We start from the raw sequence: 15,192 nt of genomic DNA on the forward strand, positions 1-15,192 counted from the left end.
CCCCTCTCTATTTTACATCTTCATCTAGAACCGCATCGATATACAGTTGTGGGTCTGCCAATGTGTCTGCAGCATCTTGTATGTACGGTGCGAGCAATTCCGCCCCTACACCTATCCCTACGATTAGTAACGCCAGCAATACAAGCGGCAGTCCAAGTGATTTTTTAAAAGGCTTCTGATCGTCTTCACTAATGGTCGTCTCACCCCAAAAGCTATTCAAGAATATACGCAGTAATGAATATAACACCCCTATACTGGACAGGAACGCCACAGCCAATAACACGTATGAACCCGATTCGATAGCGCCCAACCCGATATACACTTTGCCGATAAAACCACTTAACGGCGGAATTCCGGCAATCGCAAGCATTGTTAAGAAAAACAGCCAGCCTACGAGCGGATAATTTCGGATCAGTCCACTGATTTCATGAAACTTTGAACGACCTGTTACATACACTACCGTCCCTGCCAATAAAAACAATAACGCTTTACTGATCATGTCATGGACTAAATAATAGCTGGCCCCTTGAAATGATGCGGTGGTGGAAACTGCAAGACCTGTCAACACAAAGCCCACTGAGACGATAACGTTGTAAGAAACAATTTGGCGTATGTCTGAATATGCAATGGCTCCGAGACACCCCCCCGCCATCGTCACAACTGCTAATATCCCGAGCAGTTGATAAAGTAACGGATCATGGATAAATATTAGTGTAAACATGCGATATAATGCATAAATACCGACTTTCGTCAGCAACGCGCCAAACAGAGCAGCAACCGCTGTAGGAGGAGTTGAATACGATCCTGGCAACCAAAAATACAATAATAATCCTGCTTTTAAACTAAAGACTAGCAGAAAGATCATTCCTATTAATGAAAGTAATGGTCCTTGCCCCACTTCCGCTACGCGAACAGCAATATGTGCCATATTCAACGTTCCAAGTGCTCCATATAAATACGCAATGCCAAGCAAGAAAAACCACGAAGCCAGTACATTGATCAGTACGTAGGTAATGCCTTCTTTTAATTGCATCTTGCGTCCGCCTAGCGTGAGCAAGACATAAGAAGCCAACAGCATCACTTCAAAGCAAACGAAAAGATTGAATAAATCACCAGTTAAAAATGATCCATTGACACCCGCTAATAAAAACAGAAAGAATGGATAGAAAAACATTTTCTCTGTTTCGACTCCTGTAGTAACAAACGCGTACAGTAAAATAATACTGGACACTACACAAGCAGTGAGCACTAGCAACATCGCGAATGAGTCACCTACAAACAAAATACCATGCGGCGGCAGCCAGTCACCGAAGTCCACACGCATAATGCCGGTACGGTGAATTTTATCCAAGCAATAAGCGGCGACCACGGCAGATGCGATAGTGCTTAGAAGACTTAGCCACCGCTGAAGCCGGATATACGGTCTAATTAACACTAAAATAATGCCTACTACAATAGGCAAAATCATAGGCAGTACTAATAAATTATTCATCTTGTGATCCTCGCAATCTAGAACCCCGATCAGATTCTTGATAGACGCGATACGACAGCACTAATAAAAAGGCAGTTACCGCAAAACTAATAACAATCGCCGTCAAAATAAGCGCTTGCGGCAAGGCGTCTGTATATTGTGCTGCTCCTTCTTGTAAAAGTGGAACGTCACCCTTTTTCAACCCGCCCATCGTCAACAGTAATAAGTGAATGGCATGGGATAATATGGCAGTCCCTAAAATAATTCGCAACATTTCTTTTGATAGAAGTAAATAGACCCCTACCGCCACAAGCACACCAACTAGAAGGGTTATTAATGTCTCCATTACTCCACATCCTCGCTGATTCCTAAAATAATCGTGACCACCACACCGAGAACGGTCAGAGCCACACCTGCTTCAAAAATCGTCATCGTGCCAAGTTCAGTTTCTCCGAATACCGGTAAATTTACTGTCCACGTCGTTTGTGATAAAAAAGGCACATTGAAAACAAACGACAATAATCCGGTGCCTACTGCCAATAGCACACCAAAAGCAGCCACACGCTTAAAGTCGAAAGGCGTGCCACGATGTACCGTTTCAATATCATAAACTAAATACAATAATACAAACGCAGAAGAGAGCACTAAGCCGCCGATGAATCCACCACCTGGATTGTTGTGACCTGACAAAAACAACTCCACACCAAATGTCAAAATGATGAAAAAAACAATTTTCGTTACTGTTTGTAAAATGACATCATTTTTCTTCAGCGCGATCCGCTCCCTTCTTACGCCGCAGTTTCACTAAGGAAAAGACTCCTAGTCCTGCGATAAATAACACTAATACTTCAAGCATCGTATCAAATGCACGGAAATCGCCAAGGATCGTATTGACGACATTCATCCCGCCCGCTAACCGCGAGGCAGTTTCATAATAGATAGAAATAGAGGGATAAAGTGAATGACCTTGCACTAGTAAAGCGACAACGATCACTACGACACCTGAAGTCACTGCAATGATTCCATTGCGCACTCGCATAGAAATTGATTTATGTTCGGAACGCCACTCCGGTAAATAGTAGAAACATAATAGAAATAATACTGTCGTTACAGTCTCTACAATAATTTGAGTCAGTGCTAAATCAGGTGCACGAAAAACAACGAATAATATAGCAATAGAATAGCCAAGGACGCCGTTTAAAATAATGGCTGTAATACGGGACTTCGCAAATAAAATAGCTACACTGGAACACATCATAACGAAAATAATGAGGCTTTCATTGATTTCAACTGGCGCATCATTTGAGAAGTCAAATATAAACTGTTGAAAACCGACTAGCGCAATACCGATGAACGCAATGAAAAACAACATAATATAAGCTACATAATCACGCACAGAACCGGTCATATATGTTTTGGTAATGACAGTTGCGATCCGTTCCACCCATGATAAACTTGCATTGTAAAAACGATCTAATGTCCACTGTAAAATACCTAAACGATAGACACCTTTCCAATAGCGCAAAAAGCGATACAGTAAAATCCCAGCGATCACTACACCCAACGTCATGAAAATCGGCGTATTCCACCCATGCCACGCGTGAATTTCCGGGACTAGATTTTCCATGCCCACTAAATGCGGATATACTGCAATCATCGCCGGCCCCAACAAATAAGTGCCTAATACATTCGGGAAGAAAAAAATCATTAGCACTAAACTTCCTAGAACAATAGGTGCGATAAGCATCTGAATAGGCGCTTCATGGGCTGGTCGCTGGCCTGGAAATGGCGCAGGCACACTACCCAAGAAAGACTGAAATACAATCACCATACAATAAATAAATGTGAAAATACTGCCGATCCATGCGACGATTGGAAATAGTAAGGTTAGCGTGTCCAATGTGAAAAAGTTTGCGCTGCGCAAAGACAGCATTGCTTCAAAAAATAATTCTTTACTTAAAAATCCATTGAACGGAGGAAGACCAGCCATTGAGAAACTTCCAATGACAGCGATCGTAAATGTAATCGGCATAAGAGTAGCTAAACCGCCCAGCCGTTTAATGTTTCGTGTTCCAAGCTGATGATCCAATATTCCAACGACCATAAATAAAGAACCTTTAAATGTCGAGTGATTAATTAAATGGAATAACGCAGCAAAGGTAGCTGCTGTGAATAATGCGACATGCGCACTTTCAGATGAAGCAAAAGCTAGAGAACCGATGCCCAGCATACTCATGATCATTCCGAGTTGACTGACTGTAGAAAATGCCAGTAACGCTTTTAGATCTGTTTGCTTTACTGCATTCACAGATCCCCACAGCATCGTTAATAAGCCAACGCATGAAACAATAATAAACCAAGTGACATTTCCCGCAAATACAGGAGTGAAACGAGCGACTAGATAGATTCCTGCTTTTACCATTGTGGCAGAGTGTAAGTACGCACTAACCGGCGTTGGTGCTTCCATAGCATCCGGTAACCAAATATGAAAAGGAAACTGTGCGGATTTTGTAAATGCCCCAAGCAGGACACATAGCATAATAGGAATAAAGAGCGTATCTACAGCTATCACGTCTCTCATACCAATCAATTCCTGCAAACTGAACGTTCCGGTAATCGTATAAAGCATTAAAAAACCGGCCAGCATGAATATTCCGCCCGTAACTGTAATCAACATGGATTTTTTCGCACCATACCTAGATTGTTTACGGTGAAACCAGAAAGCGATTAGTAAGAAAGAAGAGATACTAGTCAACTCCCAAAATACATATAAAACAATCAAGTTGTCCGATAACACTACGCCGAGCATAGCACCCATAAAGAGAAGTAAGTACGTATAAAAGCGACCAATCGCTTCCCGTTCAGAAAGGTAATAGATGGAATACAATACAACGAGGCTACCAATTCCTGTGATTAACAGCGCAAAAATCATGCTCAAGCCATCTAGATGCGTGGTAAAATAGACGTCAGCTGAAGGTATCCATGGAAATGTGTATAAATGAGTGGCTCCTCGTGAAAGTGAAGGCACTAGCTGAAGAAGTAGAATGAATAATAGTAACGGTACAGTGATTACAAACCAACCAATCCGCCGACCCGTCAAAAACTTATGTATAAATGGTACCAGGCATGCTGCGAAAAACGGAATAAATATTGCCAGCAAGATGGTTATCAATTTTACACCTCCAATTTTAGTACCCCCCCTTGACTGAACACTATACGTTATGCATAATGGGACTCTAAGCAGAGAGTACATTGACTACTCAAAAGTATACACTATTTCAGGTAAAACCGCATAGAAAGCGCGGTCACCGGACGAGTGTTTATAATATATGCAAATTACTAATTTATAAGAGAACTATAGAATTCGAAGAGGTGAAGAATCATTATGGGCAAAATGAAAAGCCGTATGGACGAGAGTATCCTCGTTTGTGTGTATTACGGTCCAAATGGTGAACGTCTCATTAAAAGAGGATATAAAATCGCAGCCATTATGGACTGTCCACTGTATGTTTTAACAGTGGACCCAGCACCACTCGATGATTTTGACGTAGAAAAGTCCGAATACATTGACCGTTGGAAAGAACTGGCGGAAGAACTGGACGTGGAAGCGTTTATCATTCGCGATGAGGAAAAGCGACCGACTGCGAAAGTGATCAAAGAAGTCGCTCATCATTACGGCATTACACAAATCATCATCGGTCAGACAGCACAAAGCCGCTGGGAAGAAATCACAAAAGGTTCTTTTATGAACGTTTTGCTTCGTGAGATCCCATTCGTCGATTTCCATGTAGTGTCCGTCGATCGTGCGATTAAAAACGAGGTAGAAGGCACTTTTGAAAAAGGTGTACGTGCATATCTCATACAAGATGGTGAAGGCTTCCGCATTAATTTCACATTGTCCAAACAAGCGCAATACGAAGGAATTTTCTTCAAAGAAATCGGCACAGACTTTAATAATGGCATTTTCAAATTTATGCAAAACAATAAAATTTGCCAAGTACAAATTGAAGATGACCAAGTACTCGATACGAGTAAAATTGAATGTAAGCTGCATGACTAAAAACCTGGCACAGCCCTTTTTCTCATGAAACGAATAGAAGAATCCTCTCTTCGCCGTTCCTTTCCGTTCCAGGCGGACGCGTTCGGGAGGGGGCGCGGTGAACCATACCGCCCCGCTAGCGCTACGCCGGATGTTTCACTTGTCGACCTGATCCTCCCCGAGTCGCCGCCTGGAACGAAAATCCACTCGATGTCTTGCTTCAAATAGGTACAAAAAAATCGCCCTTTCTAGTAGAATAAAGTTACCAAACCCACTCTACGAAAGGACGATTTTTTATGCGCAATCCAAAGATTACTTACGAACAGTACACCACAGAACAACTCACTTTTTCTATAGAAGAACCTACGGCATCGCTCCGCGGCCTTGAAAAGATTCATACGGAGTTCGGAATCGTCGCACTGGTTCACAGTTGAAAGTAGCGGGCATCCGCCGGCTACTTTCAACTGCGAACGACTACAAACCAAAATCAGGCAGAGAAAAACGATTCATTTTTCTCCGCCTGATTTATTTTAGGGACTTATTGGACAGCCCCTTTTGTTAGTTACCATGTCACGACTGACTATGAATGTCTTGCGGCTTGCGCTTCCAGACGATACGCTTTCCGGAGGGGGCGCTGCGGGTTACGCCTGTCAAATGCAAAGATGTGCTCCTTCTCGCTACGCTTCACTCGCCAAAGCACTTCTGGCGAGTCCGCCGCGTCTCCTCAGGAAAGCGTCCGGTTTCTCTCGGGAGAATCCTCACACGTACACTCTTTTACTGCACTGCATGGGAGAAGTCACTTATCCCACTCTAATTTCTGGCTGAACACCAACTGACTTCCCGACACAACCTCAAGTACGTTGCTTATTGATACAAGACACTTTCACTCTGTAAGTTCTTCCCCAACAATTTTCACTTCCATCTCTAAATCAATGCCAAACTTCTTCTTCACTTCATCCCGTACCATCTGAATAGTTTGGATATAGTCTGCTGCAGTAGCATCCTTTTTATTGACGATAAACCCTGCATGTTTCGTCGATACTTCTGCACCGCCAAAACCCTTTCCTTGTAATCCGCTGTCCTGAATCAACTTGCCAGCAAAGTATCCCGGAGGACGTTTGAATACACTTCCTGCTGAAGGGTATTCCAGCGGCTGTTTTGATTCCCGCTGGTACGTTAGGTCCGCTACAGTAGAGTCTATATCACATTGGATGCCTGGTGTAAGCAAGAACTCAGCAGACAACACATAATATCCTTTTGCTGTGATAATACTTTTCCGATATCCGAGTTCCAATTCATCTTTAGAAAGAATAAAGATCTTCCCTGTATCATCCATTACCGTAGCCTGCGTAATAATGTCTTTAATTTCTCCACCGTATGCTCCGGCATTCATGGCCATCGCACCGCCGATAGAACCCGGAATTCCACACGCAAATTCCAAACCAGTTAAACACGCTTTCGCTGCCGCTTTGGAAGCGTCAATAATATGGGCACCTGCTTCGGCGATCATAGTGTCTCCGATAATTTCAATATGATTAAAGTTCGCCATATAAAGCACAATTCCACGAACGCCGCCATCACGAACGACCATATTCGAACCATTACCTAATAATAGAATCGGTATATCATTTTCATAAGCATATGTGACGACTGCTTGAACTTCTTCTATCGTTCCAGGTGCTGCTACAATATCCGCTTTACCGCCGAGACGTGTTTTCGTATATTTTTTTAACGGTTCATCAACTAATAACCAACCATTTTTTATGTTGAGCTTGAGATCTTCAAACCATCGATGTTTTGACATGCACATCAAGTCCTTTCAATTGACCTGTCTCCCCTTTACGGAAACAATCTTATTCCTCTATTAGTATGCTTGCAATCAGTGATTTTGACAAGGTTTTTCATTTTGACTTTCGAGGGATTTTGCATTACAGTTTACATATCTAAATACCCACAAGGAGGAGTGAAAGTGAATAAATGGAAGGTCGATCCAACCGAGTCTACCGTTGAGTTTTCAGTCCCACATATGATGGTTTCCAAAGTGACTGGAACTTTCGGAAGTTTTTCAGGTGAACTACAAGGAAATATAGCAGACTTAACAAAATGCAAGATTCATTTTCAAGTAGACGTTCAATCGATTCATACACAAAATAAAGAACGCGATGTACATTTGTGTTCAGCAGACTTTTTCGATGCACAAACCTATCCTCACATGACTTTCACTTCTCAATCGATTTATGCAGACAATGATGGCAAATACCGCATGATGGGAGAATTGACGATTAAACAGACGATGAAAAGAGTATTGTTTTGTATTACTCCTGTAGAAGTCAATGTATTCGGAGCATGTTATGTAGCAGAAGGCGAAATCAACAGAAAAGAATTTGGCCTAACATGGAACCGGGCCATTGAAGCTGGCGGTGTAATGGTCGGTGAAAATATTGATATCCAGATGACTATAGCGGTCATAAAAGCTACTTAATTATAGCGGTCTAAATGAAATAGAAAACGTATGGAGGGCGACCCTTCATACGTTTTCTATTTCATTTTCACTTTATCTCATAGCCTACAAGAACCGTCATCACTTAAGACTACTCCGCCACCTCTTCTTCAGCTACTTTTGTTAGTGCTTCGATAAATGCTTCTTTGGATTGCGAACCAGAAACAGCATACTTCTTATTGAATAAGAAGAAAGGAACACTTTTAATTCCCATTTCACGCGCCTGCTGCATATCTGCATGGACTTTTTCAGTAAAATCATCACTTTGCAACATTTCCTTCGTTTGTGCTGTATCCAATCCTGCTTCTTCCGCAATAGCGACTAATACTTCTTCCGTATCAATATGCTCGCCTTCTATAAAATGGCTATGCATTAACAACTCCGCTACTTGTTCACCTTTTCCCTGTACCGCTGCAAACTTCGTTAAACGATGAGCATCCAACGTATTAGATGTTTTCATCTTTTTCATTTGATAATGAAGACCTACTGTTTGAGCTTGTGACTCGATGTTCTTCATCATATACTCTGCTTCTGATTCACTAACATTGAATTTCTTTGCCATCCCTTCTAGGAACGACTGACCGGACGCGACTGGTGTATTCGGATCAAGCATATATGCTTTAAATTCCATCTCCACTGGTTCAGTGACATTTACTTCTGCCAACGCTTCCTCCAGTCGTCTTTTCCCCATATAGCAAAACGGACAAACATAGTCTGACCAAACTTCGATTTTCATTTTTTTGCCCCACCTTTCTATTCTCTATTTTAGATTCAAGTAAAGATGGTAACAATAGAAATGCCTGGCAAAGATATTATTATACAGAATGAGGTGTACAGATGAATGAATCACTATGGCTTGCCACCGAGTATACACGGCAGAATTTCTCTACGATGGAACAAGATTTGTCCTGTGAAGTTTTAATTATTGGAGGAGGGTTAACAGGGCTGGCCAATGCGTACTCTTTAGCAAAGCAAGGGAAAGACGTCATATTATTAGAGAAAAACAGTATTCTCCAAGGGGCCACTGGAAACTCTACAGGAAAACTAACTGCACAGCACGATATCGTCTATGCTGATTTAATTGAAACATTCGGGGTAGAGGGCGCAAAAATTTACTTTCATGCGAATGAGGAAGCTATACGTTTCGCGCGGACGATCGCAACAGAACAAGAATTACAAGCTGCTCATTCCACACTATTTTCACAATCGAAGGAAGGTACTGAACGATTAATAGAAGAAAAGAAGGCCTATGAGGCAATTGGCATCCCTTTTACATTTGGAAATAAAGCAAACGACTTGCCATTCGATACGTCCCATACACTCACTATTTTCGACGAGGCACAAATTCATCCTGTACGTTTTGGTCAAAAATTAGCCCAACTTGCGAAGACTGCGGGAGCTCGTATTTTTGAACACGCACAAGTGGCGGCTCTGGATACAGATAGACATTTTGCTAAACTGGCTTCGGCCCATACAGTCAGCTATCGCCAGCTCATTATTTGCTCGCACTATCCTATTGAAGCACTCGAAGGGATGCAAATCTTAAAATTAGATGTTGAACGATCTTATATTGCAGCCGCAAAAACAGCTAGCTCCTTTACCCATCAGTATATGGCGGTAGATCATCCGAAACGATCCATTCGTACGGCAACTATAGACGGGCAATCTTATCTATTACTTTGCGCTGAGTCACATCCCGCTGGTGCGGAAAAAGAAACACAACTACTTTATGACCGACTCACGAATGATTTAAACACTTCATTGGAGTCCCCCGAAATAATTTATAAGTGGTCGGCACAAGATCCGTCAACACCGGACTTAGTACCTTATATCGGAGCGATATCTGATAAAACACCTGATGTCTATATTAGTACAGGATATCGCAAATGGGGATTATCCAACTCTTTAGTCAGTGCGCAAATTATAACAGATGCAATCACCGGTAAGCCAAATGAAGCTAGCGAACTGTATTCGCCTGGACGAACGGATTTTGGCGCTTTATTCAGCAGAGCGTTGTTGTTAACGGGACGTACTGTAAAAGAATTCGCCGGAGGACATATCGCTCGAACAGACTCCCCTATTTGTACCCATATGGGTTGCCGGACACGCTGGAACAAAGGGGATCAAACATGGGATTGTCCATGTCACGGCTCACGCTTCCGTGCAGACGGCTCTGTCTTAGAAGGTCCTGCGACGCAACCGGTTAACTTAGCATAAAAAAGACTATCCAGAAATCAGGCAATCGATTTCTGGACAGTCTACTAATTAAGAAAGTGCTTCAGTCAACACAGGCACAATTTGCTTTTTACGAGAGACGATACCTTTTAGCAATGCTGCATTATTCGCTAATGACACGTTAAATGCAGAGCTTGCACGTTCCGATTCATCCCCTAATGCAATCATAACAGAATCGCTATTGATGATATCCGTTACGACAAACAAGAAGAGATCCAATTGTTTTTGAGCAATCACCTGTTGAAGTAATGTTTCCAATTCTTCTTGACGTCCTAAAATATCTTGCACGTCAATTGCGTTTACTTGTGCAATTTCAATTTTCACGTCACCAAATGAAAACTCTTTCGCATCCAAGCTCACTAGTTCTGAAACAGGTGTAGCACTCAAGTCAGCGCCTGCTTTTAACATCGCTAGTCCATACTCTGCTGCATCTACTTCAGCAATCGCAGCTAATTCATTAGCCGCTGCCTGATCTTGCGCAGTGAAAGTAGGTGATTTAAATAATAGAGAATCAGAAATAATCGCTGACAACATAAGACCCGCAATATTTTTTGGTATTTCTACACCGTGTTCTTTAAATAATTTATTTAAAATAGTTGCTGTACAGCCGACAGGTTCTGCGCGGTAGTACAATGGATCATTCGTTTGGAAGTTCGCGATTCGGTGGTGGTCAATTACTTCTAATACTTGTACTTTGTCCAAATCATCGACACTTTGTTGGCTTTCATTGTGATCTACTAAAATAACTTGTGATACTTCGGACGAAGCATTTTCAATTAGACGCGGCGCTTCAAAACCGAATGTCTCTAATGCATATGCTGTTTCTTTAGAAATACTTCCTAAACGAACCGCTTCTGCATCGACTCCGATCTGTTGCTTAAGATATGCATACGTAATCGCAGATGCGATAGAATCCGTATCCGGGTTTTTATGCCCAATGACTAAAACTTTTGACATTTTTTAATTCCTCCTATTTCACTCTGTTTACTAATTATATTCTACCACACTATTTACGATTGACCAGTGGAAAATAATAAACTATGGATTTCATCTTTATTATGAAGGAAATCAGCAATGGTATAGCGATCAAGTACAGCGAAATATGCCTGCAACGCTTCATATAATACACCTTTTAACTGGCATGCTGAAGAAAGAACGCACATATTCTTGCTCGGATCAAAACATTCTACTAAATGAAAGTCGTCTTCCGTCATACGGACTAGCGCACCGACATTTATATCTTTCGGTTCTACGCAGAGACGAATTCCGCCACCCCGACCGCGAATCGTTTCGATTAACTGCAGTTTTCCTAGCTCATGGACAATCTTTGTGAGGTGATTTTTCGAGATCTTATAAGCATCCGATATTTCTTGTACGGTAGATAATTCCCTTGGTTGCTTGGAAGCCAAAAAAATCAGAACACGCAGCGAATAGTCAGTATACATTGTTAAACGCATAGTATCACCACTTTCAGTTCTCTCTCTATTATACCATTTTCTATAGAGATATCCTTAGAAAGCGGCAAGCTGAACAATGTAAAATATGACAGCTTTTTGAATGAAATGTGACCAATTGCTAATAAAAAACTTAAACATGTATTTTATATATAGCTTTTAACAGCGAAATGTTTTATGATAGAACTATCAAATACGGAGAGGTTGTGCATTACCTATGTTAGATCAAAAAACAATCGATATTATTAAATCCACAGTACCAGTATTGGAGCAACACGGAAAAACAATTACGACTGTATTCTACAGAAACATGTTCAAAGCACATCCGGAATTACTAGATATATTCAATCACGCAAACCAATCACAAGGCCGTCAACAGACCGCTCTTGCAAATACAGTATACGCAGCAGCACAACATATTGATAACTTAACAGCTATTTTACCCGCTGTCGTACAAATCGCACACAAACACGTGTCACTCGGAATCTTGCCTGAACATTATCCAATCGTTGGAGAGCATTTGCTGGGCGCTATTAAAGAAGTACTCGGCGATGCAGCGACTCCAGAGATCATCGATGCATGGGCAGCAGCTTATGGTGTAATTGCTGACGCGTTTATCGGTGTCGAAGCAGAAATGTACGAAAACACCGCAGAAGCTGATGGCGGCTGGAAGTTATTCAAAGACTTCGAAATTGTCGACAAAGTTAAAGAGAGTGATATCATTACTTCATTCTACTTGAAGCCAGTAGATGGCAAGAAATTGCCTTACTACTTACCTGGTCAATACATTACAGTTCGCATGTCCATTCCTGGAGCGAAAAATATCGTTAACCGTCAATACAGCTTGTCTCAAAAATCAAACGAAGACACATTCCGTATTTCTGTAAAGCGTGAAGATATTTTACAGCCGAACGGTGTCGTATCTTGCTATTTACATGATCAAGCAAGTGTTGGAGATATTATTGAAGTCAGTGCACCAGCAGGAGACTTCTTCTTGGAGCCGACTACTACTACTCCAGTAACATTAATCAGCGGTGGTGTAGGTATTACGCCAATGAAAGCTATGTACTCAACGATTGCTGATGTATCTCCTGAGCGTGAAGTCGCTTTCTTGCACTCTGCACGGACACGCAGCCAGCAAGCATTTGCGAACAAACTTGAGCAATTGAATGCAAAACTACCGAATTCTACGTACAAAGCGCTTTATTCCGAAGAGGGAGACGGCATCTTTACACGTGAGTTCTTAGAAGAGAATGTTATTAAAGGCAGCGACATTTATGTTTGCGGTCCTACTGGATTCATGGAGTTCGTGATTCAGCAGCTTGTGTTAATCGGTGTACCACAAGAGAAGATCCACTATGAGTTCTTCGGTCCAGCTGTACAACTTGAATTAGCAACAGTTTAATTATAGATAGGGGCTGTCCAGAAAGTCAGTAGTATCTGACTTTCTGTGACAGTCCTTTTCTTATAAGCATAAGTGAGTAATATAGCGATTAGATGGAGTGAAGCTGACTTGAAGAGTCTTGCGGCTTGCGCTTCCAGACGATACGCTTTCCGGAGGGGACGCGGCGGACCGTCAAGCGCTGCGGGTTACGCCTGTCAGTGCAAAGATGTGCTCCTTCTCGCTACGCTTCACTCGCAAAAGCCGTCCTTCGCTACGGCTTTCCCTGAACCTCCCGGAGTCGATCGTCTGTAAGCGCGAGCCTTACTTAGTGTAGGCAAAACAGTTTGATCACTCTTTGTATGTGGTGAAAAATACGTGGGCTTGTCTGCTACTTCATGTTCGTTTATTGGATGGAGTGAAGCTGACTTGGAGTGTCTTGCGGCTTGCGCTTCCAGACGATACGCTTTCCGGAGGGGACGCGGTGGACCGTCAAGCACTGCGGGTTACGCCTGTCGCCCTGATCCTCCCGGAGCATTCCTGTCTGATTAGAGACGCCCTATTGAAATACAAAAGTCCCCTTGATATGATTTGGGGGTGTCAAGGCATCGACGGCTTGACCCCTAACCATACACAAGGAGGACTCACATGAATTCTAAAGTGAATCACAAAATTAATCAAGTAACTGAACAAACATTAGTAGTTGGAATCGATATCGCGAAGTACAAACATTACGCCACATTTGTCGATGAACGTGGTCGTGAGATGAAAAAAGCTTTTCCTTTCTTACAAACTATCGAAGGTTTTGAAGCACTGTATGAAGCAATCCTAGATGGTATGAAAGAGCATGGGAAATCTAACGTACTCGTCGGTGTAGAACCGACAGGACATTATTGGTTGAACTTAGCGTACTTCCTCGAAGATCGAGGCATTCCGCTCGTGGTTGTCAATGCGATGCACGTAAAACGTGTGAAAGAGTTAGATGATAACCTGCAGACCAAGAATGACAAGAAAGACGCTCTCACCATCGCGCGATTGATGAAAGACGGACGCTTTTCTCATCCTAAACTTCTTCGGGATCAGGCAGCGGATATCCGCGCTGGCTATAGTATCGAAGAAGCATTGATCAAAGAACGCTCCGCCTTAAAAAACAAACTGCATCGGTGGATCGACAAGTATTTTCCGGAGCTGTTTCAAGTCTTTTCTGATTTCGGTGCCATGGTGCTTGCCGTATTGGAAGAGACTCCGTTACCCGCAGATATTGTCGATATGACACCGGCTGAATTGGCCGATATTTGTGCAGACGCGGGACGGATGAAACAAAGACGTCCAAAGAAAGCAGCCGAACTCATTCAGGTAGCTCAGTCTTCTATTGGGGTTACTGTCGCCCCTTGGGGAGCGAGACGGGAAATCGCTTCTCTCGTGCGTCAGTATCGCCTGATTGAGGAAGAACTAGAGTCCATCAAGGCAGAGCTAGATGCCTTGATTACCCAAACGACAGAGTATGAATTTCTAGCTTCCGTTCCAGGGATTGCCCATCGTACCATCGCAGGCCTCTTGGCTGAGGTAGGGAGTTTCACTGATTATGAGAGTCCACGCCAACTTATTAAATTAGCGGGTCTCACACTTCGAGAGAACTCCTCCGGCACTCATAAGGGACAGAAGAAAATATCCAAACGAGGTCGTAAGAGGCTTCGAGCCATTCTGTTCAAAGCGATCCGGCCGATTCTGCGGAACAATCCAGCATTCCTTAAGCTTCATGAGTATTATACGCAGCGATCAGAAAATCCGCTTCGTAAAAAGCAGTCCATGGTCGTCTTATGCAGTAAACTACTAAAGGTTCTCCATACTCTATGCACGAAAAAACGTCGGTTTGACGGAGAACACATGTTGACAGACCTGCACTGTCTCCAACTAGCGTCTTAAGTACATTCTGGAATAAACATACTATTCATGACACGGAGAAGCTGGCACCCCTATCGTACATCGGGCCTTGAGCCTCTCCCGGAGCATCTCGCCAGCCTCCAACTTATGATAGACCGAACGAAGGAATGTCAGCGCACGACGCTAAGAGACGTGGGAGGGTCAGTCATCATAGGGATTTGGAGATCC

General features: G+C 42.7%; 13 protein-coding genes. 5 read left to right on the forward strand and 8 right to left on the reverse strand.

Features of this window, described 5'->3' with window-relative positions; translation table 11 throughout:
• Positions 1-7 precede the first annotated feature (7 nt).
• From DV702_RS11685 to DV702_RS11700, 4 genes are read right to left on the reverse strand one after another with little or no spacing between them, the layout of a single operon-like run.
• Positions 8-1,492, reverse strand: a complete 1,485-nt coding sequence (locus tag DV702_RS11685; protein WP_114924917.1) for a Na+/H+ antiporter subunit D — start codon at positions 1,490-1,492, stop codon at positions 8-10.
• Complete coding sequence (locus DV702_RS11690; protein WP_114924918.1) at positions 1,485-1,817, reverse strand: Na(+)/H(+) antiporter subunit C; 333 nt, start codon at positions 1,815-1,817, stop codon at positions 1,485-1,487. The genes DV702_RS11685 and DV702_RS11690 overlap by 8 nt, the downstream gene beginning before the upstream one ends.
• Positions 1,817-2,242 carry a Na(+)/H(+) antiporter subunit B gene (locus DV702_RS11695; protein ID WP_114924919.1) on the reverse strand — a complete coding sequence of 142 codons (426 nt, stop codon included), beginning with the start codon at positions 2,240-2,242 and terminating at the stop codon, positions 1,817-1,819. Before DV702_RS11695 ends, DV702_RS11690 begins: the two co-directional genes overlap by 1 nt.
• A complete protein-coding gene (locus DV702_RS11700; RefSeq protein ID WP_114924920.1) occupies positions 2,229-4,643 on the reverse strand; it encodes a Na+/H+ antiporter subunit A in 2,415 nt (804 codons plus the stop codon). The genes DV702_RS11695 and DV702_RS11700 overlap by 14 nt, the downstream gene beginning before the upstream one ends.
• 213 nt (positions 4,644-4,856) lie before the next feature.
• Here DV702_RS11700 and DV702_RS11705 point away from each other — a divergent pair, with 213 nt between their 5' ends.
• The gene (locus tag DV702_RS11705) at positions 4,857-5,531 is read left to right on the forward strand and encodes a universal stress protein (RefSeq protein WP_114924921.1); all 675 of its coding nucleotides are present in this window, start codon (positions 4,857-4,859) and stop codon (positions 5,529-5,531) included.
• An 862-nt stretch (positions 5,532-6,393) separates the two neighbouring features.
• Here the strand turns inward: DV702_RS11705 and murB are convergent.
• Positions 6,394-7,314 carry a UDP-N-acetylmuramate dehydrogenase gene (gene murB / locus DV702_RS11710; RefSeq protein ID WP_114924922.1) on the reverse strand — a complete coding sequence of 307 codons (921 nt, stop codon included), beginning with the start codon at positions 7,312-7,314 and terminating at the stop codon, positions 6,394-6,396.
• Between the two features lie 165 nt (positions 7,315-7,479).
• On the opposite strand from murB, the gene DV702_RS11715 reads away from it, so the two are divergent.
• Complete coding sequence (locus tag DV702_RS11715; protein ID WP_114924923.1) at positions 7,480-7,992, forward strand: YceI family protein; 513 nt, start codon at positions 7,480-7,482, stop codon at positions 7,990-7,992.
• Positions 7,993-8,101: 109 nt separating this feature from the next.
• On the opposite strand, the gene DV702_RS11720 is transcribed toward DV702_RS11715, so the two are convergent.
• Positions 8,102-8,746, reverse strand: coding sequence for a DsbA family oxidoreductase (locus tag DV702_RS11720; RefSeq protein ID WP_114924924.1), 645 nt, complete (start codon positions 8,744-8,746; stop codon positions 8,102-8,104).
• 101 nt (positions 8,747-8,847) lie between these two features.
• Here DV702_RS11720 and DV702_RS11725 point away from each other — a divergent pair, with 101 nt between their 5' ends.
• Positions 8,848-10,227 carry an FAD-dependent oxidoreductase gene (locus DV702_RS11725; protein WP_114924925.1) on the forward strand — a complete coding sequence of 460 codons (1,380 nt, stop codon included), beginning with the start codon at positions 8,848-8,850 and terminating at the stop codon, positions 10,225-10,227.
• 48 nt (positions 10,228-10,275) lie between these two features.
• Here the strand turns inward: DV702_RS11725 and DV702_RS11730 are convergent, their stop codons facing one another.
• Together DV702_RS11730 and DV702_RS11735 are read right to left on the reverse strand one after the other, a co-directional pair.
• Positions 10,276-11,202, reverse strand: a complete 927-nt coding sequence (locus tag DV702_RS11730; protein ID WP_114924926.1) for a manganese-dependent inorganic pyrophosphatase — start codon at positions 11,200-11,202, stop codon at positions 10,276-10,278.
• A gap of 53 nt (positions 11,203-11,255) precedes the next feature.
• Entirely contained in the window at positions 11,256-11,702 is a 447-nt protein-coding gene (locus DV702_RS11735; protein WP_114924927.1) for an RrF2 family transcriptional regulator, read from the reverse strand.
• Between the two features lie 214 nt (positions 11,703-11,916).
• On the opposite strand from DV702_RS11735, the gene hmpA reads away from it, so the two are divergent.
• Complete coding sequence (hmpA, locus tag DV702_RS11740) at positions 11,917-13,104, forward strand: NO-inducible flavohemoprotein (protein WP_114924928.1); 1,188 nt, start codon at positions 11,917-11,919, stop codon at positions 13,102-13,104.
• Positions 13,105-13,728: 624 nt separating this feature from the next.
• A complete protein-coding gene (locus tag DV702_RS11745) occupies positions 13,729-15,006 on the forward strand; it encodes an IS110 family RNA-guided transposase (protein ID WP_114924886.1) in 1,278 nt (425 codons plus the stop codon).
• The last annotated feature ends 186 nt before the right edge of the window (positions 15,007-15,192 follow it).

This window comes from Sporosarcina sp. PTS2304 (assembly GCF_003351785.1).
Taxonomy (GTDB): Bacteria; Bacillota; Bacilli; order Bacillales_A; family Planococcaceae; genus Sporosarcina.

Bases quoted from the DNA above. Each gene is read 5' to 3' on its own strand.
- DV702_RS11735 (WP_114924927.1), bottom strand. From the start codon at position 11,702: ATGCGTTTAACAATGTATACTGACTATTCGCTGCGTGTTCTGATTTTT.
- murB (WP_114924922.1), bottom strand. From the start codon at position 7,314: ATGTCAAAACATCGATGGTTTGAAGATCTCAAGCTCAACATAAAAAAT.
- DV702_RS11685 (WP_114924917.1), bottom strand. From the start codon at position 1,492: ATGAATAATTTATTAGTACTGCCTATGATTTTGCCTATTGTAGTAGGC.
- DV702_RS11730 (WP_114924926.1), bottom strand. From the start codon at position 11,202: ATGTCAAAAGTTTTAGTCATTGGGCATAAAAACCCGGATACGGATTCT.
- DV702_RS11745 (WP_114924886.1), top strand. From the start codon at position 13,729: ATGAATTCTAAAGTGAATCACAAAATTAATCAAGTAACTGAACAAACA.
- hmpA (WP_114924928.1), top strand. From the start codon at position 11,917: ATGTTAGATCAAAAAACAATCGATATTATTAAATCCACAGTACCAGTA.
- DV702_RS11725 (WP_114924925.1), top strand. From the start codon at position 8,848: ATGAATGAATCACTATGGCTTGCCACCGAGTATACACGGCAGAATTTC.
- DV702_RS11705 (WP_114924921.1), top strand. From the start codon at position 4,857: ATGGGCAAAATGAAAAGCCGTATGGACGAGAGTATCCTCGTTTGTGTG.
- DV702_RS11720 (WP_114924924.1), bottom strand. From the start codon at position 8,746: ATGAAAATCGAAGTTTGGTCAGACTATGTTTGTCCGTTTTGCTATATG.
- DV702_RS11690 (WP_114924918.1), bottom strand. From the start codon at position 1,817: ATGGAGACATTAATAACCCTTCTAGTTGGTGTGCTTGTGGCGGTAGGG.